The sequence below is a fragment of the Streptomyces sp. JNUCC 63 genome, assembly GCF_054366325.1.
In genome coordinates this window covers 6,477,065-6,496,287 of the sequence record NZ_CM135963.1, presented here as the reverse complement: position 1 = coordinate 6,496,287, position 19,223 = coordinate 6,477,065, and the positions used below count along the sequence as shown (strand labels likewise).

The 19,223-nt window shown below is 70.0% G+C and carries 17 protein-coding genes; 1 reads left to right on the top strand and 16 read right to left on the bottom strand.

Translation table 11 applies throughout. The annotated features are described in order from the left end of the window. Nucleotide 1: 1 nt before the first annotated feature. The 16 genes from ACX25U_RS29950 to ACX25U_RS29875 form a co-directional block, all read right to left on the bottom strand. Nucleotides 2-1,834 (bottom strand): PEP-utilizing enzyme, encoded by a 1,833-nt coding sequence (locus ACX25U_RS29950; protein ID WP_454384595.1) that lies wholly within the window; start codon nucleotides 1,832-1,834, stop codon nucleotides 2-4. Nucleotides 1,835-1,996: 162 nt separating this feature from the next. Next, on the bottom strand, nucleotides 1,997-3,121 hold the full coding sequence (locus ACX25U_RS29945; RefSeq protein WP_454384594.1) for a PEP/pyruvate-binding domain-containing protein: 1,125 nt from the start codon (nucleotides 3,119-3,121) through the stop codon (nucleotides 1,997-1,999). A 3-nt stretch (nucleotides 3,122-3,124) separates the two neighbouring features. Beyond that, nucleotides 3,125-4,387, bottom strand: coding sequence for a cytochrome P450 (locus ACX25U_RS29940; RefSeq protein WP_454384592.1), 1,263 nt, complete (start codon nucleotides 4,385-4,387; stop codon nucleotides 3,125-3,127). Between the two features lie 83 nt (nucleotides 4,388-4,470). After that, nucleotides 4,471-5,247: an IclR family transcriptional regulator gene (locus ACX25U_RS29935; RefSeq protein WP_454384590.1), complete on the bottom strand. Its 777-nt coding sequence runs from the start codon at nucleotides 5,245-5,247 to the stop codon at nucleotides 4,471-4,473. Between the two features lie 17 nt (nucleotides 5,248-5,264). Further along, nucleotides 5,265-5,951, bottom strand: a complete 687-nt coding sequence (locus ACX25U_RS29930) for an HD domain-containing protein (protein WP_454384588.1) — start codon at nucleotides 5,949-5,951, stop codon at nucleotides 5,265-5,267. Between the two features lie 80 nt (nucleotides 5,952-6,031). Continuing rightward, on the bottom strand, nucleotides 6,032-6,859 hold the full coding sequence (locus ACX25U_RS29925; protein ID WP_454384587.1) for a shikimate dehydrogenase: 828 nt from the start codon (nucleotides 6,857-6,859) through the stop codon (nucleotides 6,032-6,034). Then, complete coding sequence (gene mltG / locus ACX25U_RS29920) at nucleotides 6,856-8,610, bottom strand: endolytic transglycosylase MltG (RefSeq protein ID WP_454384585.1); 1,755 nt, start codon at nucleotides 8,608-8,610, stop codon at nucleotides 6,856-6,858. Before mltG ends, ACX25U_RS29925 begins: the two co-directional genes overlap by 4 nt. Nucleotides 8,611-8,732: 122 nt before the next feature. Further along, the gene (ruvX, locus tag ACX25U_RS29915; protein ID WP_454384583.1) at nucleotides 8,733-9,197 is read right to left on the bottom strand and encodes a Holliday junction resolvase RuvX; all 465 of its coding nucleotides are present in this window, start codon (nucleotides 9,195-9,197) and stop codon (nucleotides 8,733-8,735) included. Then, nucleotides 9,197-11,869, bottom strand: coding sequence for an alanine--tRNA ligase (gene alaS / locus ACX25U_RS29910; protein WP_454384582.1), 2,673 nt, complete (start codon nucleotides 11,867-11,869; stop codon nucleotides 9,197-9,199). The genes ruvX and alaS overlap by 1 nt, the downstream gene beginning before the upstream one ends. Then, a complete protein-coding gene (locus tag ACX25U_RS29905; RefSeq protein ID WP_454384580.1) occupies nucleotides 11,869-12,228 on the bottom strand; it encodes a hypothetical protein in 360 nt (119 codons plus the stop codon). The genes alaS and ACX25U_RS29905 overlap by 1 nt, the downstream gene beginning before the upstream one ends. Before the next feature lie 9 nt (nucleotides 12,229-12,237). Further along, entirely contained in the window at nucleotides 12,238-12,687 is a 450-nt protein-coding gene (locus tag ACX25U_RS29900; RefSeq protein ID WP_198668261.1) for a DUF948 domain-containing protein, read from the bottom strand. A gap of 235 nt (nucleotides 12,688-12,922) precedes the next feature. Beyond that, on the bottom strand, nucleotides 12,923-13,537 hold the full coding sequence (rpsD, locus tag ACX25U_RS29895) for a 30S ribosomal protein S4 (RefSeq protein ID WP_454384579.1): 615 nt from the start codon (nucleotides 13,535-13,537) through the stop codon (nucleotides 12,923-12,925). Between the two features lie 374 nt (nucleotides 13,538-13,911). Beyond that, nucleotides 13,912-15,267 carry a replication-associated recombination protein A gene (locus ACX25U_RS29890; RefSeq protein WP_454384577.1) on the bottom strand — a complete coding sequence of 452 codons (1,356 nt, stop codon included), beginning with the start codon at nucleotides 15,265-15,267 and terminating at the stop codon, nucleotides 13,912-13,914. Nucleotides 15,268-15,324: 57 nt separating this feature from the next. Next, complete coding sequence (locus tag ACX25U_RS29885) at nucleotides 15,325-15,981, bottom strand: vitamin K epoxide reductase family protein (RefSeq protein ID WP_454384575.1); 657 nt, start codon at nucleotides 15,979-15,981, stop codon at nucleotides 15,325-15,327. 183 nt (nucleotides 15,982-16,164) lie between these two features. Beyond that, nucleotides 16,165-17,427, bottom strand: coding sequence for a histidine--tRNA ligase (hisS, locus tag ACX25U_RS29880; RefSeq protein WP_454384574.1), 1,263 nt, complete (start codon nucleotides 17,425-17,427; stop codon nucleotides 16,165-16,167). An 11-nt stretch (nucleotides 17,428-17,438) separates the two neighbouring features. Beyond that, complete coding sequence (locus ACX25U_RS29875; RefSeq protein ID WP_454384572.1) at nucleotides 17,439-18,152, bottom strand: MBL fold metallo-hydrolase; 714 nt, start codon at nucleotides 18,150-18,152, stop codon at nucleotides 17,439-17,441. A gap of 167 nt (nucleotides 18,153-18,319) precedes the next feature. Between ACX25U_RS29875 and ACX25U_RS29870 the strand changes: the two genes are divergently transcribed. After that, nucleotides 18,320-19,153, top strand: a complete 834-nt coding sequence (locus ACX25U_RS29870) for a peptidylprolyl isomerase (protein ID WP_454384571.1) — start codon at nucleotides 18,320-18,322, stop codon at nucleotides 19,151-19,153. Nucleotides 19,154-19,223 lie beyond the last annotated feature (70 nt).

The window sequence follows — 19,223 nt, the reverse complement described above, 5'->3', positions numbered from 1 at the left end:
GTCAGTCCAGCACCTCGACGCGGCCGGTGTTGCCGTCGACCCGCAGACGCTGTCCGGTGCGGATCGTGGTGGACCCGTTGCCGGTGCCGGTGACGGCGGGCAGCCCGTACTCGCGGCAGACGATGGCGGCGTGGCTCATCATGCCGCCGATGTCGGTGACGGTGGCCTTGATCCTGCCGAAGATCGGCCCCCAGGAGGGTGCCGTGATGGTGGCGACGAGGATGTCGCCCTCCTGTACCTCGCCGAGCTGGTCGGCGCTGTGCACCACCCGGGCCACGCCCTCGACCACGCCGGGCGAGGCGGCCATGCCGGTGATGGCGCCGTCCGCGCCCTCCTCGTCGCCCGCCAGCCACTGCTGGACCTGCTCGGTGGTGATGCCGTAGAGCATCATCGTGAACGGCTCGGTGATCCGGGCCGGGGGCGTGTTCAGGGCGGGCTGCGGGCGCCTGCTGCTCAGCGCGTCGATGATCCTGCGGCGGCGCTCGATCTCGGCGGGCCAGTAGTGCGGGCCGGTGGGCTCGGCGCCGACGGCCCAGCCGGTGGAGAGGTCGAACAGGGCGTCGCGGACCTCGCCACGGGTCAGGTAGAGCATGTCGTGCTTGTCGGCCCAGAAGCCGGCGTCCGCGAAGACCTGGCCGAGCTCACGGACCTTGCGCCAGAAGACGCCCATGGTCCAGTGCTCGATGTAGAAGTTGTGGTTCTCCACGTAGGGGTAGGCGGTCGCGGCCAGGCCCCGCTTGGCGTCGAAGTCCGCCAGGCGCTCGGCGTCGAGCAGGTCGCGGTACTCCTCGATGACGCGGTCGCGCTCGGCGATCAGCTCCTCGACGGGCCGCGTGATCCGCTGCCCCTCCTCGAGGCGGCGGATGTAGTCCTTGATGTAGCCGAGCGGGATCTCCTGGTGCTCGATCCAGTACTTGTCGTGGCCGTAGAAACCGTTGCCGACGGTGAAGTTGAACCACGGGTCCTGGGCCGCGCGGTAGGCCTCCAGCCACTCCTGGCCGCCGTCCAGATCACCGATGCGGGCGAGCGTGCCGGCCACGTCGTCGGTGTCCTCGAAGCCGGCCTGCAGGCCGCGCTCCACGGCGAGGGCGGCGAGCTTCTTGAGCTCGTCGTCGGGCCGGAACAGCTCCATGTCCACGCCCTGGACCATCTTGGCGATGGCCTGGTCGGGGATGCCGGGGAAGACCTCCTTGCAGAAGCCGAAGAAGTCCAGGTAGGCGATGTAGCCGAGGTTCAGGAACTCGAAGTGGTACTGCCAGTTCTGGTAGAGCAGCTGGATGAGCCGGTCGTAGTTCTCCATCAGCTTCTCGGTGCCGTCCTTGGCGACACCGCCCACGATGTCGTCGAAGGGCACGGCGGCGGGCAGCGCGGTGAACTCCAGCGACTCCATCTCGTCGATGGTGGAGCGCACCTTGCGCCGCCAGTTCTCCAGCAGCGAGTCCCAGTTCTGGAAGTAGTGGCCGGCGCGGCGCTCGAACTCGGGGACGCGGGCCGGGATCTCCGCCTCGGGCACGGGGACCGGGCTCATGTAGAGGTACCCGAGGTGGATCTTGAACTCGATGCCGTTGGCCGGCGGGATGAGCAGGTGGCGGGTGTTGTACTGGCCCAGGCACTTGACCGCGAACTCGCCGCCGATCGTCTCGAAGGGCTTGAAGACGGTCGGCCAGTGCTGGCTGTCGCAGAACCAGAACTTCTCGTCCTCGGCGCCGCTGAGGTTCTGGAAGACCAGGTTGTACGGGTAGAGCTGCTCCCAGCCCTCGGCGCCCTCGGGCACGGGCAGCTCGGACGGCTTCGGGAACGACTTCATGCTCGGCTCGTGCTGGGTGGCGGTCATGGCGGCTCCTTGCCAGACATGCTCGGTGCGAGGCGAAAAGTTGTACGAACTCCCCCGGCGACCGGGGATACGGCGCCGCAGGACAGGCGGGGCTGATCCGGCGGCCGGGGTTGCGGATGCCGCCGGAGCCGGAAGGGGGGTGGGAAACCGGCGGGCCGCGGTTCAGCCCAGGCCGCGGGTGAGGGTGGAGGTCATCGAGGACATCGACGACATCAGGGACGACGTGGAGAAGGAGAAGCCCCCGGACACGGCCGCCGGGGCGGTGGCGGCGGGCCGGGCGGTGGCCGCGGCGCCCGTGGAGTGGACCGTCTCGGGCCGTGCCTGGAGCAGCAGCAGGTCCTCACCGGGCGGAAGGTCGGCGTCGAAGGCCCACTCGATGTCCTGCGGGCACCGGTAGTGCTTCTCCGCGCGCTTGGCCATCGCGGCCACCGCGCCGACCTCCTCGGGGGTCAGGCACAGCCGCGTACGGCGGTCCGATTCGACCTCGCGCTCGACCAGGCTGCCGCGGGCGGGGTCCGGGACCAGTTCGGCGTGCTTGTCGCCGACCGTCTGGGTGACGACGCTGAGCACCACCTTGTCGAGGAGGATGTTGTCGGGCGTCACCTGGCCGGAGACCACCATCTCGCCGACGCCCCAGGAGGCGTCGATGGCGATCTTGGACCGGTCGCCGTTGGTCGGGTTCAGGGTGAGCGCCACCCCGGCCACCCGGGAGTTCACCATCTTCTGCACCGCCACCGCCATGGCCAGCCCCTCCTCGGGGATGCCGTTGCGGAGCCGGTAGAGGATGGCGCGGCTGGTGTAGAGGGAGGCCCAGCAGCGGCGTATGTGGTCACGGACCGCATCGGCCCCGGTCAGCCACAGGTAGGTGTCCTGCTGTCCGGCGAAACTCGCCCCGGGCAGGTCCTCGGCGGTGGCCGAGGAGCGGACCGCGACGGGGACCTCCTCGCTGAACGCGGACTGCAGCCGGTCGTACGCCTCGCCGACGGCGACGCCCAGCTCGGCGGGCGCCTCCACGGAGCAGACCAGCTCACGGATGCGGGCGGAGACCTCCTCGACGCCGGTCACGTCGTCCGGGTCGAGGGTGGCCAGCAGCCGGGCGGTCTCGTCGGCTGTGCCGGTGTGCTCGACGAAGCGGCGGTAGGCCGCGGTGGTCACCGCGAACCCGGGTGGAACCGGCATGCCGGCGGCCGTCATGGTGCACAGCGAGGCGCACTTGCCGCCGAGGTCGTCCAGGGCGGGCTCGATCTCTCGGTCGTCGAAGAAGGTGATGTACGGCGAGCGGGGCACGGCTCAGCCCTCCCAGGTGACGGGGACGGACAGCGGGGCACGGAAGGAGAGGTTGTCGCGGAACCGCACGGCGGCGGGGTCGACCAGGGTGAGGCCGGGGGCCCGCCGGGCGATCTCCTCGACGGCGATCCGCGTCTGCAGCTTGGCGAGCATGTTGCCCAGGCAGTAGTGGATGCCGAAGCCGAAGGCGAGGTGCTCGCGGGCGTTCTCCCGGTGGATGTCGAACCGGTCCGGGTCGGTGAAGTGGGCCTCGTCGCGGTTGGCGGAGCCCATGACCAGCAGGATGTCAGCGTCGGCCGGCACCTCGACCCCGCCGATCTCGGCGTCCTTCAGGGCCCGGCGCCGCCAGGCGACGATGGAGGGGCTGTAGCGCAGCACCTCGTCGACGGCGCCCGCGGCGAGCTTGGGGTCGGCGACGACCTGCCGCCACTGCTCGGGGTGTTCCAGCAGGACCCGGACGGTGTTCGAGATCAGTGTGGTGGTGGTCTCGTGGCCGGCGAAGAGCAGTGAGTAGCAGACCGAGGCGATCTCGTGGTCGCTGATCGGGTCTCCGTCGCGCTGGGCCCGGACGAGGTCGCCGACCAGGCTGTCGACCTCGCGCTCGTGGGCGTCGGCGACCAGCCGCAGGCACTCCTGCCAGTAGTCGACGAGGTTGTGCGCGTGCGGCACCTGCTCCTCGTCGCTCAGGTCGCCCCAGGTCATGGCGGCCCGGGAGTCCGACCACTTCTTGAACAGGTCGACCTTGGTCACGTCGGCGCCGATCAGCGTCAGGATGGTGATGGTGGGGACGTCGTAGGCCAGGTCGCGGAGGATGTCTCCGCGGCGGTCCGGGTTCGCCAGCATCCGCTCGAGCTGGTCGGCCACGTTCCGGCGGATGTCGGGCTCCAGGGCCTTGTAGCGGCGCGGGGTGAACGCCTTCGCCACCACCTTGCGGATCCGGGTGTGCTCCGGCGGCACCCGGGCGGACAGGCCGCTGTACGCGGTGAACCCGCCCTCCTCCATGATCCGCCGGGCCTCGGGCCCTCGCTCGCGGACCGGTGCCTGGGCGTTCTCGCTGCTGAACGTCTCCCAGTCGGAGAAGACCGCCTTGATGTCGTCGTACCGCGTCACCACCCAGTAGCCGATCCGCTCGTCGAACATCACGGGCTCCTCGGCCCGCAGTGCGGCGTAGACGGGGAACGGGTCGTCCTGGGCGAACGGCTCGAAACCGTGGTGCACCGGGCAGGTGCCCTGGGCGGAGCCGGCCGGGTTGGACGTCGTCGTCATCACCGCTTCCTCTCGTCGTTCGTGACCTGGACCACGCCATGAGTGTGTGCTCTCGGACAGCCGGTCACAATCGAATGCTTCCGTCAGACGGAAGCGCGCGTCTGGGCCGGGGGCCATCTGCGCAGCGCAGGCTCGATCTGCCGGGCGATTCCGCGCAGTGCCGGAAGGTATCGGGTCATCTGCCCGGCCTGGCTGGAAAGCAGCACGAGTCCGACGGCGGCACCGGCGCGCTCCCCGTTCAGCATCACCGGCACCGCGATCGAACAGGAGCCGGGCCGGACCTCCTCGGCGGTGGTGGCGTACCCCTGCTGCCGGATCGTGGTCAGCTCCCCGACCAGGCGGGTCTTGTGAACGTGGGTGTGCGGCGTGGGCGCCTCCAGGTCCCGCGAGAGGTAGGTCTCGCGCACCCAGGGTTCCTCGAACGCGAGCAGCACCTTGCCCACGGCGGTGGCGTGCAGCGGCAGCCGGCCGCCCACCCGCGAGGCCCGCGGCACCCGCTTGGAGCTGTAGATCCGGTCGATGTAGAGCGCCTCGTGGCCGTCCCGGATCGCCAGGTGGGCGGTCTCCTGGGTGAGCGAGAAGAGGTCCTGCAGGTAGGGGCGGGCCGCGTCGCGCAGCTGCCGCCCGGCGTTCTGGGCCACTTCCCACAGCCGCAGCCCGACCACGTACCGGCCGAGTTCGTCGCGGTCCAGGGCTCCCCATTCGACGAGTTCGCCGACCAGCCGGTGCGCGGTGGGCAGCGGCAGGTCGGCGTGGTCGGCGAGCTGGCTCAGCGACTGGGCCGCCGGCCCGCGCTCGAAGGCGGCCAGCAGCGCCATGATCTTGGAGGTGACCGTGCGGCCGGGGCTGCGTCGGGTCACGTGGCCACCTCGTACTTTCAGCCCAGCGCCACCCGCTGGGGACTCGCGTCCACCCAGGCGATCGCCGCCAGGATGCGGGCCATGGTACGCGCGGCGTCGGTGAAGAGCTGATCATGCACCCGGCTCGCGACCAGGCGGTGTGCCTGCTCGCGGGTCAGCCCGAACCAGTCCATGACGGTGTCGAGCCCGTGCGGGGTGAGCCGCCACAGCTTGTCGGCGTCCTTCACCAGGGAGTCGTCGAGACCGAGCGAGACCCGCCGTGAGTCGTGGCCGTCGATGATCCGCACGATCCGCTCCGTACGGGCCGGATCGTGACCGAGGGCACCGAGCACCTCGCAGGCGATCCGGGCGCCCTCCTTCTCGTGCCGGAGCACGAGATCGGGACGGTGGCTGCCGGGTCCGATCGCGTCGAGGATCTCGGCCTCCGGGACCGTGGACCAGCCGGTGTCGTGCAGCAGGATCGCCGGGAGGACGATCTCGGGGTCGGCCTCGGGGTGCAGGTCCACCAGTGCCCGCGCGATGCCGTAGGCGTAGATCGTGTGCGCGTCGTTGTCCCGGATCTTGAGGTACGGCTCGGCACGGCGCCAGATCGCGTCGTGCCCCGCGGGCAGCTGGTCTGCGCCGATCACCTCGTCGGTGCCGGGCAGGAAGCCGGATACGTCACGGCCGAACTGGTTCGCCTGGGGCGTGAGTTTGGGCAGCACGCGTCACATTCGAACGGCCGCCCGGCACCCCCGGCAAGCCCGGACTTCCGCCCACCGGAAGCGGAGCGGCGCTTGCGCCGCTAACGGGCCGCGAGGGCGCGCTCCCCCGCCTTGCGCATGGTGTCGAGCGGGGCCGGTGAGCAGCCCGTCATCTGTTCCACCTGCAGGACCGCCTGGTGCACCAGCAGGTCGAGGCCGCTGACGACGGCGCCGCCGGCCATGGACCAGCGGGCCGCGAGGGCGGTGGGCCAGGGCTCGTAGAGCACGTCGAAGAGGGTGGCGGGCCGCTCGGGTACGGCGCCGGCCAGCGCGTCCGTGGTGCCGGCCGGGGTGGTGGCGATCACCAGCGGGGCCCTCAGGGCCTCGGCCGCATCGGCCCAGTCGGCCGTACGGATCTCGACGTCCAGCCGCTCGCCCCACTGCCGCATCTCGGCGGCGCGGGCCTCGCTGCGGACGTAGGCGACGACCTCGCCGGTGCAGACGCGGGCGAGCGCGGCCAGCGCGGAGGAGGCGGTGGCGCCGGCCCCGAGGATGGCCGCCGAGCCGACCTGCTCGATACCGTGCTCGCGCAGCGCGGCGACCATGCCGGGCACGTCGGTGTTGTCCCCCAGCCGGCGGCCGTCCTCGGTGAACACCACCGTGTTCACCGCCTCGATGGAGGCGGCCGTGTCGCTGATCGCGTCGAGCAGCGGGATGACCGCCCGCTTCAGCGGCATGGTCAGGGACAGCCCCGCCCACTCCCGTCCCAGGTCCTCGAAGAACCCGGGCAGGCCCGCCTCGTCGACCTCGAACCGGTCGTACGACCAGTGCGTGAGCCCCAGTTCCTCGTACGCCGCCCGGTGCAGCACCGGGGAGAGCGAGTGGGCGATGGGCGAACCGAGGACCGCGGCGCGTTTGGCTGTGCTCATTGCCCCGAGTTTTCCCGTTCCCTCATGTACTTTTCCACGTTCTTGTTGTGCTCTTCGTTGGTCACCGAGAACACCGTCTTGTCCTCGTTGATGGACACGAAGTAGTACCAGGGGCCCGGGGTCGGTTTCATCGCGGCCTCGATGGCCTCCTTGCCGGGGTTGCTGATGGGCCCCGGCGGAAGTCCCTTTACGTTGTACGTATTGTACGGATCGTCGATCCCCCGCAGGTTCTTCACCTGGCCTATGTCCAAGGTGCTCTGGCCCTTGAGGTAGTTGACGGTGGAGTCCATCTCCAGTCGGCCGACCGTCTCGACGTTGTCCGGCTTGAGGCGGTTGTAGACGACACGGGCGATCTTCGTGAAGTCGTGCTGGTACTTGCCTTCGACCTGAACGACGCTCGCCACGGTGAGGAGTTCCCACGGGCCGTCGAGCCCGAGGCGCTTGGCCTCCTTCTCGAGGCCCATGCCCGCGTACTGCGCGCCGGCTCGCGCCACCATCTGTTTCAGAACGTCCTTGGGCTCCTGCCCCTTGGCGACCGAATAGCTGGACGGATAGAGGAAGCCCTCCAGGGGGTCCTTGACGTTCTTGTGGTTCATCGCCCACGCGGGCAGACCGAGGCTCTTCCACTCGCTCTTGGCGACCTTGGCAGTGGTGCCCTCGTCCACGTCCAGGCGCATGTCGATGAGCTTGTAGATATCGGCGTTGCGCTTGCCCTCGGCGATGATCAGATTGCTGCGGCTCTCGGGGCTGAGCATCAACCGGACCGCGCTCGCGGCCGACATGTGCTTCTTCAGCGTGTAGACGCCGTCTTGGATCTGCTTGCCGTTGGGGTTCGCGTCCTGCGCGGAGACGAACGCGCCCACGCTCGCGACGACGCCCGCCTTCTTCAGCTCCTGCCCGATCGCATAGCCACCGGCCCCCTTGGGGATGACGACCGTGACCTGCTCGCCGTTCCCGTCGCCCGCGTAATCCGGCGCCGCGCCGAAACGATTTTGGTAGAACTGATAGCCGTAGTACGTGACACCGACCGCACCGCCGCCGAACACCATGACCACGACCAGGCAGGCGCAGCCGCTGCGGCGCTTCTTGCCCTTGTCCTTGCCCTTGCCGCCACGTCCCTTGCGGTCGCCGCGCCCCCGGCCCTCGTTCTTCGGGTCGTCGGCATCGGCGTCTTCGTCCCCGTCGCCGCCCGCGAAGAAGGGGTGCTGGTCCTGGCCGGGTTCGGGCTCCGGGTCCCAGTCGGGCCGCGGCTCCGGTTCGGCGCGCCGGCGGCTCGGCGGCTGGGGCGGCGGGTAGGCGTCGGGGGTGCCGTAGAAGTCGGGCTGCTCGGCGCCGTAGGCCGCGGCCTGCTGGCCGTACGGGTCGGTCGGGTCGGCGGGGTACGCCGGCGGCTGCTGACCGCCGGTGCCGTCCCAGCCGCCCTGGTGGTACTGCTGCTGGTCCTGGAAGTGGCCCGTGTACTGCTGGTCGTGCTGGTGGTGCCCCTGCTGGTGCCCTTGCTCGCCGTACTGCGGGGACTGCGGGTGGCCCTGCTCGCCGTACTGCTGGTGCTGCCCGCCGTAGCCGGCCTGCTGTTCGTGACCCCACTCGCCGTACTGCTGCTGCGGCTGCTGCGGATGGTGCTGTGGCCGACCGCCGTAGGGGGACTGCGGGCCCGCGTGGGCCTGCTGTCCTCCCCATCCGCCGTCCCCGTACAACGGGTCGTCCGGATGCCACGGTTCGGGGCCTTGGCCCCGGCCATACTCAGTCATCGATCCCCTAGAGCCGCGAGGCGGCGGTTACGCGGCTCGGTGGCTCGGCGTCCGTTCCGCCTCTTGCTGTGCGCCGGCTGTTCGAACACCGGCGCATCGCGCGGAACGTTACCGTACCGCGATCAGATGACCACTTCGACGCCCTCGCCGGGTGCTTTACCTGACACTCGTTCGGATTCCAGGGCCTGCTGCAGGATGATGACAGCGGCGGCCTGGTCGATCACGGAGCGTCCCTTCCTGGACTTCACCCCGGAAGCCCGCAGGCCCTGACTGGCCGTCACCGTGGTCATCCGCTCGTCCACCAGCCGGACCGGCACCGGGGCGATGCCCTTGGCCAGCTCCCCGGCGAAGGCGCGGACCTTGACCGCGGCCGGGCCCTCGCCCCCCTTGAGGGAGCGAGGGAGCCCGACGACGACCTCGATCGGCTCGTACTCCTCGACGATCTGCCGGAGCCGGCGGTGCGCCGCCGGGACGTCCCGGCCGGGGACCGTCTCCACCGGGGTGGCGAGGATCCCGTCGGGGTCGCAGGAGGCGACCCCGATACGGGCGTCCCCGACGTCGATCGCGAGCCGGCGGCCTCTCCTCATCACTTCGCCGTTTCCGCCACGAGGCGTTCCACGGCGTCCACGGCCTCGCCGACGGCGGCCGGGTTCTGGCCGCCGCCCTGGGCGACGTCCGGCTTGCCTCCACCGCCGCCGCCGAGGGTCTTGGCGGCGGCGCGGACGAGGTCACCGGCCTTGAGGCCCCGCTCACGGGCGGCCTCGTTGGTGGCGATGACCGTCAGCGGCTTGCCGCTGTTCACCGTGAACAGGGCGACCACGGCGGCCCGGCCGCCCTGGATGCGGCCGCGCACGTCGAGGACCAGCTTGCGCAGGTCGTCCGGCGTGGTGCCGTCCGGGACCCGGCCGGTGACAAGGGCGACGCCGCGCACGTCCTTGGCGGACTCGGCGAGACCGGCGGCGGCCTGCAGCACCTTCTCGGCGCGGAACTTCTCGATCTCCTTCTCGGCGTCCTTCAGCTTGCCGAGCATCGCGGAGACCTTCTCCGGCAGCTCCTCCGGGCGGCCCTTGATCAGCTCCTGGAGCTGGGCGACGACCGTGTGCTCGCGGGCGAGGAAGCTGTAGGCGTCCACGCCGACCAGGGCCTCGATACGGCGCACGCCCGAGCCGATCGACGACTCGCCGAGCAGCTTCACCAGGCCCAGCTGGGCGGTGTTGTGCACGTGCGTGCCGCCGCACAGCTCCTTGGAGAAGTCGCCGATGGTCACCACGCGCACGCGCTCGCCGTACTTCTCGCCGAACTCGGCGATGGCGCCCTGCTTCTTGGCCTCGTCGATGCCCATGACGTCGGCGCGCACGTCGAGATCGCGGGCGAGCACCTCGTTGATCTTCTGCTCGACGTCGGTCATCACGGCCGTCGGTACGGCGGACGGCGAGCCGAAGTCGAAACGGAAGCGGCCGGGCTGGTTCTCGGAGCCGGCCTGGGCGGCCGTCGGGCCGAGGGCGTCGCGCAGCGCCTGGTGGGTCAGGTGCGTGGCGGAGTGGGCACGGGCGATGGCCTTGCGGCGGTGGGCGTCGATGGAGGCGTGGGCCTTGGCGCCCACGGTGACCTCACCGACCTGGACGACGCCCTTGTGGACGTAGACGCCCGGGACCGGCTTCTGGCAGTCGCGGACCTCGATGACGGCACCGGAGTCGACCCTGATCCGGCCGGTGTCGCCGATCTGGCCGCCGCCCTCGGCGTAGAACGGGGTGCGGTCCAGGACGACCTCGACCTCGTCGCCCTCGGTGGCGGCCGGGGAGGAGACACCGTCGACGAGGATGCCGACGATCGTGGACTCGCCCTCGGTGTCGGTGTAGCCGACGAAGTCGGTCTCGCCGGCGGTGTCGGCGATCTCACGGTAGGCGCCGAGGTCGGCGTGGCCGGTCTTCTTGGCCTGGGCGTCGGCCTTGGCGCGCTCCCGCTGCTCCCTCATCAGGCGGCGGAAGCCCTCCTCGTCCACGGTGAGGCCCTGCTCGGCGGCCATCTCCAGGGTGAGGTCGATGGGGAAGCCCCAGGTGTCGTGGAGCAGGAAGGCCTTGTCGCCGGGCAGCACGCCGGAGCCGGCGGCCTTGGTCTCGGCGACGGCGCTGTCCAGCACGTTCGTACCGGCGTTGAGGGTCTTGAGGAAGCGGGCCTCCTCGGCGAGGGCGACCTTCTCGATGCGCTCGCGGTCGGTGACCAGCTCCGGGTACTGCTGCCCCATCATGCCGATGACGACGTCGATCAGGTCCTCGGCGACCGGGCCGGTGGCGCCCAGCAGACGCATGTTGCGGATGGCGCGGCGCATGATGCGGCGCAGCACGTAGCCGCGGCCCTCGTTGCCGGGGGTGACGCCGTCGCCGATGAGCATGGTGGCGGTGCGCATGTGGTCGGTGACCACGCGCAGGGACACGTCCGAGTCGTGGGCGTCGCCGTAGGCGACACCGGTGAGTTCGGTGGCCTTGTTGATGACGGCCATGGAGGTGTCGATCTCGTACATGTTCTGCACGCCCTGCAGAATCATGGCGAGCCGCTCCAGGCCGAGACCGGTGTCGATGTTCTTGCTCGGCAGGTCGCCGCGGATCTCGAAGTTGTCCTTGCCGGTGCCCTCGCCGCGCTCGTACTGCATGAAGACGAGGTTCCAGATCTCCACGTACCGCTCGTCGTTGACGGCGGGGCCGCCCTCGGCGCCGAACTCGGGGCCGCGGTCGTAGTTGATCTCGGAGCAGGGGCCGCACGGGCCGGGTACGCCCATGGACCAGAAGTTGTCCTTCATGCCCAGGCGCTGGATGCGCTCCTTGGGCACGCCGACGACCTCGTGCCAGATCCGCTCGGCCTCGTCGTCGTCCCGGTAGACGGTGATCCAGAGCTTCTCCGGCTCCAGGCCGTAACCGCCTTTGTCCTGGGGGATGGTGAGCAGCTCCCAGGCGAGCTTGATGGCGCCTTCCTTGAAGTAGTCGCCGAAGGAGAAGTTGCCGCACATCTGGAAGAACGTGCCGTGCCGGGTGGTCTTGCCGACCTCTTCGATGTCGGGCGTGCGCACGCACTTCTGCACGCTGGTGGCGCGCGGATAGGGCGGCTTGACCTCGCCCAGGAAGTAGGGCTTGAAGGGCACCATGCCGGCCGGGACGAGGAGCAGAGTCGGGTCGTCCGCGATGAGCGACGCCGAAGGGACGACGGTGTGCCCGCGCTCCTCGAAGAAGCTCAGCCAGCGGCGGCGGATCTCAGCCGACTCCATCAGTGGTCCTCATTCCGGTTGTACGAGTACGTCGGGTCCGTGGGGTTCCCGGCGTACTTCGGGCTGTTGTGGTTCTCGATGGCGGCGTACCGCCGAGGGGTGGGGAGTTCGGGGTCGACGGGGGCGTTGATGCCGAGCGCCTCGCCGAGTTCGGTCTCCCGCTGGGCCATGTTGTCGCGGACGTCGAGCGCGAAGCCGACCGCACGGTCCTTGAGCCGATGACCGGCCTCGAGCGCCTTGTTCGCCGCGGTCGCGGCGAGGCTCTCGGGGGTCAGCTGCCTCAGCTTGCGGTTGACCTTGGTGGTGGCCCACACGCCGGCGGCGACACCTGTGGTGAACCAGAACGTACGGCGGAACATCGCTAGTCCTTACTTCTCCCGGTTGTTCCGCTTCCCCCGCCGCGCGGCCGGGACGGTGCGGCCCACGATCACGGTACGCCTCGACGTCTTGACGGGCACGTCCTCCTTGCGGCCCCCCAGGGCCCGGCGCACGCCGTAACCGAAGGCGGCGACCTTGACCAGCGGGCCGCCGAAGGTGGAGGCGACGGTGGTGGACAGAGCGGAGGCGTTCGAGGTGACCTCCTGGACGTCGGAGGCGATCGCGTCGACACGGTCGATCTGGGTCTGCGCGGAGCGTACCGCCTGGGAGGCGTCGGCCAGCAGCGGAACGGCCTGGTCGGTCACGTCCGCCACGAGCTTGGTGGTCGCCTTGAGCGTCTGGGCCAGTCTCACCAGTGCGACGGCGAGGAAGGAGACCAGGATCGCCCAGAAGACGGCCACCAGGATCCCGGCCACCTCACCACCGGACACTGTGCGCACCCGCTCCCTGATACGTGCCTGAACGTCGAGAACATCGAAAAAGTCGTGCACCGAGCCTATCGCGCCAAGGGTGGCGCTCCGTACCGGATTCCCGCCCGCGCGCTGCGAAATCGGGCTCCGTGTCCGGTGGGGGCGCTGGGGCGCGGGTGCCGCGGGGGGCATAAGCGAGCCCGCCGCCTCGCCCACCCGGAAGGAGTGGGGAGACGGCGGGCTGAAGTACTGCGGCCGACCTGCGTCAGCGGGCGTAGTACTCGACGACGAGCTGCTCGTCGCAGATCACCGGGATCTCCTTGCGGTTCGGCTCGCGGTCCAGGCGGAACGCCAGGGCCTTGAGGTTCACCTGCAGGTAGCGCGGGGTCTCGCCGTCGGCGGCGAAGCCACCCTCGCGGGCGATCTGGAAGAGCGTCTTGTCCTTGCTGCGGTCGCGGACCTGGATGACGTCGTCCGGACGCACGCGGAAGGACGGCTTGTCGACCTTCTGGCCGTTGACCTGGATGTGGCCGTGGACGACCATCTGGCGGGCCTGGTAGATCGTGCGGGCGATGCCCGAACGCAGGACCAGCGCGTCGAGGCGGCGCTCGAGCTCGATGAGGAGCGCGTCACCGGTCTTCATCGTGGTCTTGGCGGCACGCTCGTAGGCGCGCACCAGCTGGCGCTCGGAGATGTCGTACTGAGCGCGCAGGCGCTGCTTCTCCAGCAGACGGACCTTGTAGTCCGAGTTCTGCTTGCGGCCGCGGCCGTGCTCACCCGGCGGGTAGGGGCGGGCCTCGAAGTACTTGACGGCCTTCGGGGTCAGCGCGATACCGAGGGCACGCGACTTCTTGACCTTGGGGCGGGACTGGTTCGCCATGGAACCGAACACCTCGTGTTTCTGTGTGAATACGGCTTCACCAGGGTTAGGGGAGGTCGCATCCGCAGCCGGGGAATCCCGCCGGGTCCTGTCGGACCTGGTGGGCAGCCGTTCCCCTGGTCTGGGCACATACGTGCAGCACGCGAGTGGCCCACCGACCGGTCCCGGGATGTGCGGGTGGTGGTGGGCTGCCCGCGACACCGTTCGCCGGTGCGCGACGCTCCTGGATCCCCGCTGCCCTGGGGCGGTGGGGTTCCGGCTGGATGTCCCGCTCTGGTGGTGCCGTTCCCTCTTGCGAGGTGCCGGACACGGGACTCAGCGCTTCGGGAGAGTCTACAGGCTGCCGGGGCCCGTCCGACACCTCGCGTCGGGCCCTACGACCGCTTTCGACCGAGGTGCTTGCGGGTCCACTCCACCGCGTCCGCGTACCGCGCCTCGGCGCCGTGCCGGCCCGGGGTGTAGTACTCGCGGTTCTTCAGGGCGTCCGGCGCGTACTGCTGGGCGGCGATGCCCTCGGGCAGGTCGTGCGGGTAGACGTACCCCTGCGCGTGGCCGAGCTCGGCCGCGCCCTTGTAGTGCCCGTCCCGCAGGTGGAGCGGGACGGGTCCGGCCAGTCCCTTGCGTACGTCGTCCAACGCGGCGCCGATCGCCGTGGTCGCCGAGTTGGACTTGGGGGCGAGGGCCAGGGCGATGGTGGCGTGGCTGAGGGTGAGGGCCGCCTCGGGGAAGCCGATCATGGCGACGGCCTGGGCGGCGGCGACGGCTGTGGGCAGCGCGTTCGGGTCGGCGAGGCCGATGTCCTCGCTGGCGGAGATCATCAGGCGGCGGGCGATGAACCGGGGGTCCTCGCCGGCCTCGATCATCCGGGCCAGGTAGTGCAGGGCGGCGTCGACGTCGGAGCCTCGGATGGACTTGATCAGGGCGCTGGCGACGTCGTAGTGCTGGTCGCCGTCGCGGTCGTACTTCACCGCGGCCCGGTCGACGGTCTCCTCCAGCGTCGTCAGGCCGATCTCGCTCTCGCCCTTGTCGAGGGCGGCCCCGGCGGCGGCCTCCAGGGCGGTCAGGGCGCGGCGGGCGTCGCCGCCGGCGATGCGCAGCAGGTGGTTCTCGGTGTCCTCGGGGAGGGCGACGGTGCCCCTCAGGCCGCGCTCGTCGGTGAGGGCACGGCGGAGCAGGCCGCGGACGTCGTCGTCGGTGAGGGGTTCGAGGGTGAGCAGCAGCGAGCGGGACAGCAGCGGGGAGATCACGGAGAAGTACGGGTTCTCCGTGGTGGCCGCGATCAGCGTCACCCAGCGGTTCTCCACCGCCGGGAGCAGGGAGTCCTGCTGGGCCTTGCTGAAGCGGTGGATCTCGTCGAGGAAGAGCACGGTCTCCTGACCGTAGCCGCCGGAGGCCCGGCGGGCGCCGTCGATGACCGCGCGGACCTCCTTGACGCCCGCGGTGATCGCCGACAGCTCCACGAAGCGCTTGTTGGTGGCCTTGGAGACGACGTACGCCAGGGTGGTCTTGCCGGTGCCGGGCGGGCCCCACAGGATCACCGACGAGGGTCCCGCCGGGCCGCCCGAGCCCTCGCCGACCAGCCGGCGCAGCGGCGAGCCCGGCTTGAGCAGGTGCTGCTGGCCCACCACCTCGTCGAGGGTGCGCGGGCGCATCCGGACCGCCAGGGGACTCGCGGCCGGGTCCTTCTCCTGGCGTTCTTCTGCTGCGGCGGTGAACAGGTCGGGCTCCACGCTGAAACCCTATGGCACGCCACTGACAACCCTGTCAGGGCCGTGCGCCCGAGGAGATCAGGCCCAGAGGTTGCCGCCCCAGCGGGTCAGGATCAGCATGACGATCACACCGCAGTGCGTGACCGGCAGCACCCACGTGAACTCGGCGAGGAAGTTCTTGACCGGGCGCGGCGCGGGCAGGAAGTCGTTGCGGACGTTGAAGGAGGTCACGTACCAGAACATGACGATCGTGGCGGCCCAGGCCAGCGAGCACCACAGGCACAGCGCGTTGATCCGGTACAGCGACTGGAACATCAGCCAGGTGACGAAGCAGACGCCGAAGAGCGTGCCGAAGTTGAAGGTCAGCCAGTACCAGCGCGGGAAGGTGGCGCGGGCCAGCAGGCTCATGCCGACGCAGATGACGATGCCGTAGCAGACCAGGCCGAGCAGCGGGTTCGGGAATCCGAAGACGGCGGCCTGCTTGCTCTCCATGACGCTGCCGCACGACACGATCGGGTTGAGGCTGCAGCTGGGGGTGAAGGTCTTGCCGCTGAGCTTGCCTTCGAGGATCTTCTGCTTGTCGATCGTGATGATCCACGCGGCGAGCAGACCGGCCGCGCCCGTGATCACCAGCAGCAGGGCGAAGGCGCGGCTGCCGCCCACCGTGCGCGGCGTGGGCACCGCGCGTTCCGGCTCGGATTCCGCGGACACGTCTTTGACTGTCGTCTTGCTCATCACGCCGATTCCGTCACTTGTGAGTCGGATCTTCTTCGGGCACGGCCATTGTGCCGCACACACACGTGTGCCCACCGTGAGGTGGACGCAAGAAGGTACGCGGGGTCGTTCCCGGACGTTCGGTTCCGGACAACGGGCGAGCCGGGCGGCATGGACCGCCCGGCTCACCGTGCTCACCGTCTCTCAGCCGAGCCGTGACTCCAGCTCCGCCACGATCTCGTTGACGCCGATCGCCGTCTGCTCGCCGGACTCCATGTCCTTGAGCTGGACGACGCCCTCGGCGAGGTCCCGTTCGCCCAGCACGAGGGCGTAGCGTGCGCCCGAGCGGTTGGCCGCCTTCATCGCCGCCTTCAGGCCCTTGCCGCCGTACGAGAAGTCGGCCGCGATGCCCACCTTGCGCAGCTCGGTGACCTTCGCGAAGAGGATGCGGCGGGCCTCCTCGCCGAGGGGGACCGCGAAGACGCTGGTCGTGGAGGGGAGTTGGAGTTCGATGCCCTCCGCCTCCAGGGCCAGGACGGTGCGGTCCACACCCAGGGCCCAGCCGACCGAGGGCAGGGCGGGGCCGCCGATCATCTCGGAGAGGCCGTCGTAGCGGCCGCCGCCGCCCACCGCGGACTGGGAGCCCAGGCCGTCGTGCACGAACTCGAACGTCGTGCGCGTGTAGTAGTCCAGGCCGCGGACCAGCTTGGGGTCGTCCTCGAAGGAGACGCCCTGGGCCGTCAGCAGGGTCCGTACCTCCTCGTGGTACGCCTTGCAGGCGTCGCACAGGTAGTCGCGCAGCAGCGGGGCGCCCGTCAGCTGCTTCTGGACCGTCTCCCGCTTGTCGTCGAGGACGCGCAGGGGGTTGATGTCGACGCGGCGGCGGGTGTCGTCGTCCAGGTCCAGGCCGCGCAGGAAGTCCTGCAGGGCGGCGCGGTAGACCGGGCGGCACTCCTTGTCGCCGAGGCTGTTGAGCAGGATGCGGAAGTCGCTCAGGCCCAGCGAGCGGTACGCCTGGTCGGCGAGGATGATCAGCTCGGCGTCCAGCGCCGGGTCCTCGGCGCCGATGGCCTCCGCGCCGACCTGGGAGAAGTGGCGGTAGCGGCCCTTCTGGGGGCGCTCGTAGCGGTAGTAGGAGCCGGAGTACCAGAGCTTGACCGGCAGGTTGCCCGCCTTGTGGAGGTTGGCCTCCAGGGCGGCGCGCAGCACGGAGGCGGTGCCCTCGGGGCGGAGGGCCAGCTTGTCTCCGCCCTTGGTCTCGAAGGCGTACATCTCCTTGGTCACGATGTCGGTGGACTCGCCGACCCCGCGCGCGAAGAGCTCCACGTTCTCGAAGCCGGGCGTCTCGATGTAGCCGTAGCCGGAGTTGCGCAGCGGGGCGGCGATCGCCTCGCGGACCGCCAGGTACTTGGCGGAATCCGGCGGGATCAGGTCGTACGTGCCCTTGGGGGCCTTGAAGGTGCTCACGAAGCCTCTCGTCACATTCCTCGTCGGGGAGCGGTGTCCGCGTCCGCTCCCGGGCCGGCCGCCACCTGCCGCAGATAGGGGTTGGTGGCGCGCTCCCGGCCGATGGTCGTCTGGGGGCCGTGGCCGGACAGCACCACGGTCGAGTCGTCGAGCGGCAGGCACACGCGGGCCAGCGAGTCGAGCATCTCGGCCATGTCACCGCCGGGCAGGTCGGTGCGTCCGATGGAGCCGGCGAAGAGCAGATCCCCGGAGAAGAACACCTGCGGAACGTCCGCGGTCCCGGGCATCCGGAACGTCACCGACCCCTTGGTATGGCCGGGCGCGTGCGCGACGGAGAACTCCAGGCCGGCCAGGGTCAGCTCGGAGCCGTCGGCCAGCTCCTTGACGTCGTCCGGCTCCCCCACGGTCAGTTCGCCCATCAGCGGCATCCCGATGGAACGGCCGAGCGCCTTCCCGGGGTCGCTCATCATGTACCGGTCGGCCGGGTGGATCCACGCCGGTACGTCGTGCGCGCCGCAGACCGGGACGACCGAGGCCACGTGGTCGATGTGGCCGTGGGTGAGGACGACGGCGACGGGCTTGAGCCGATGCTTCCTGACCGCTTCCTCGACGCCTTGGGCGGCCTGGTGGCCGGGGTCGATGATCACGCACTCCTCACCGGCGGCGGGGGCGACGAGGTAGCAGTTCGTCCCCCAGGCCCCGGCGGGGAACCCGGCAATGAGCACGATCGTCCTTCGTTGTGTCGATACGGGTGGCTACAGCTGTTGTCAGAGCCTACCGGCGCTGCCGGATCCTCAGCGAACCCATATACGGTACGGGTCACACGCGGACGGCCGGTTCGGCGGACGCACGCGTACCGGTCGACACACGAGACGCTTGAGGAGAGAACCCGGTGGTCAGCCAGGAGCAGCGGCGACGTCAACTCGCCCGGGAGAAGTTCTTGCGGCAGCAGCAGCGGCGTTCCGCCGCGCGGCGCAAGGCGCGTGTGCGCACCTCCGTGATCGCGTCGGTGCTCGGCGTGGTCCTGATCGGCAGTGTCGCCCTGTACACGACCGGGGTCCTGAAGAACGGCAAGGACGACAAGGCCAACGCGAGCGCCGAGGTCACCCCCAGCGCCTCGGCCACCAGCAAGGCCCCGGATCCGTGCGCGAAGCCGGCCGCGGGCTCGGTGAAGAAGCTGAGCTGGGACAAGGAACCGGCGATGGCGATCGACAAGTCGGCGAAGTACACGATGAAGCTCGACACCACGTGCGGCGAGATAGACCTGGCGCTGAAGGCCTCCGCGGCGCCGCACACCGTGAACTCCTTCGACTTTTTGGCCGGAAAGGGCTTCTTCGACCACACCAAGTGCCACCGGCTCACCGAGGAGGGCATCTACGTCCTGCAGTGCGGCGACCCGGAGGGTACGGGCCGGGGCGGTCCCGGGTACACGATTCCCGACGAGAACCTCAAGGACGAAAGCCTGAAGGGCAACGTCTACCCGGCGGGCACGGTGGCGATGGCGAACAGGTCGCAACCGCACACCGGTGGAAGCCAGTTCTTCCTGGTGTACCAGGACAGTCCTCTTCCGCCCAGCTACACCCCGTTCGGCACCGTCTCCGCATCGGGTATGAAGGTGCTGAAGAAGATCGCGGACGCCGGCGCCGAGCCCACCGATCCGGAGACGGGCAACACCGCCCCGAACGCGACCGTGATGATCAACAAGGCGACGGTGACGAAGTCCTGACGACGACGGCCGGCTGGAAATTTCGGTCGCGCTGGATGCGGACAGGCCGCCCACCGGTCGCCTATGTTGG

Excerpts from the sequence above, each read along its gene's own strand:
- ACX25U_RS29950 (WP_454384595.1), bottom strand. The coding sequence starts at position 1,834 with ATGACCGCCACCCAGCACGAGCCGAGCATGAAGTCGTTCCCGAAGCCG.
- ACX25U_RS29940 (WP_454384592.1), bottom strand. The coding sequence starts at position 4,387 with ATGACGACGACGTCCAACCCGGCCGGCTCCGCCCAGGGCACCTGCCCG.
- ACX25U_RS29925 (WP_454384587.1), bottom strand. The coding sequence starts at position 6,859 with ATGAGCACAGCCAAACGCGCCGCGGTCCTCGGTTCGCCCATCGCCCAC.
- mltG (WP_454384585.1), bottom strand. The coding sequence starts at position 8,610 with ATGACTGAGTATGGCCGGGGCCAAGGCCCCGAACCGTGGCATCCGGAC.
- ruvX (WP_454384583.1), bottom strand. The coding sequence starts at position 9,197 with ATGAGGAGAGGCCGCCGGCTCGCGATCGACGTCGGGGACGCCCGTATC.
- alaS (WP_454384582.1), bottom strand. The coding sequence starts at position 11,869 with ATGGAGTCGGCTGAGATCCGCCGCCGCTGGCTGAGCTTCTTCGAGGAG.
- ACX25U_RS29905 (WP_454384580.1), bottom strand. The coding sequence starts at position 12,228 with ATGTTCCGCCGTACGTTCTGGTTCACCACAGGTGTCGCCGCCGGCGTG.
- rpsD (WP_454384579.1), bottom strand. The coding sequence starts at position 13,537 with ATGGCGAACCAGTCCCGCCCCAAGGTCAAGAAGTCGCGTGCCCTCGGT.
- ACX25U_RS29885 (WP_454384575.1), bottom strand. The coding sequence starts at position 15,981 with ATGAGCAAGACGACAGTCAAAGACGTGTCCGCGGAATCCGAGCCGGAA.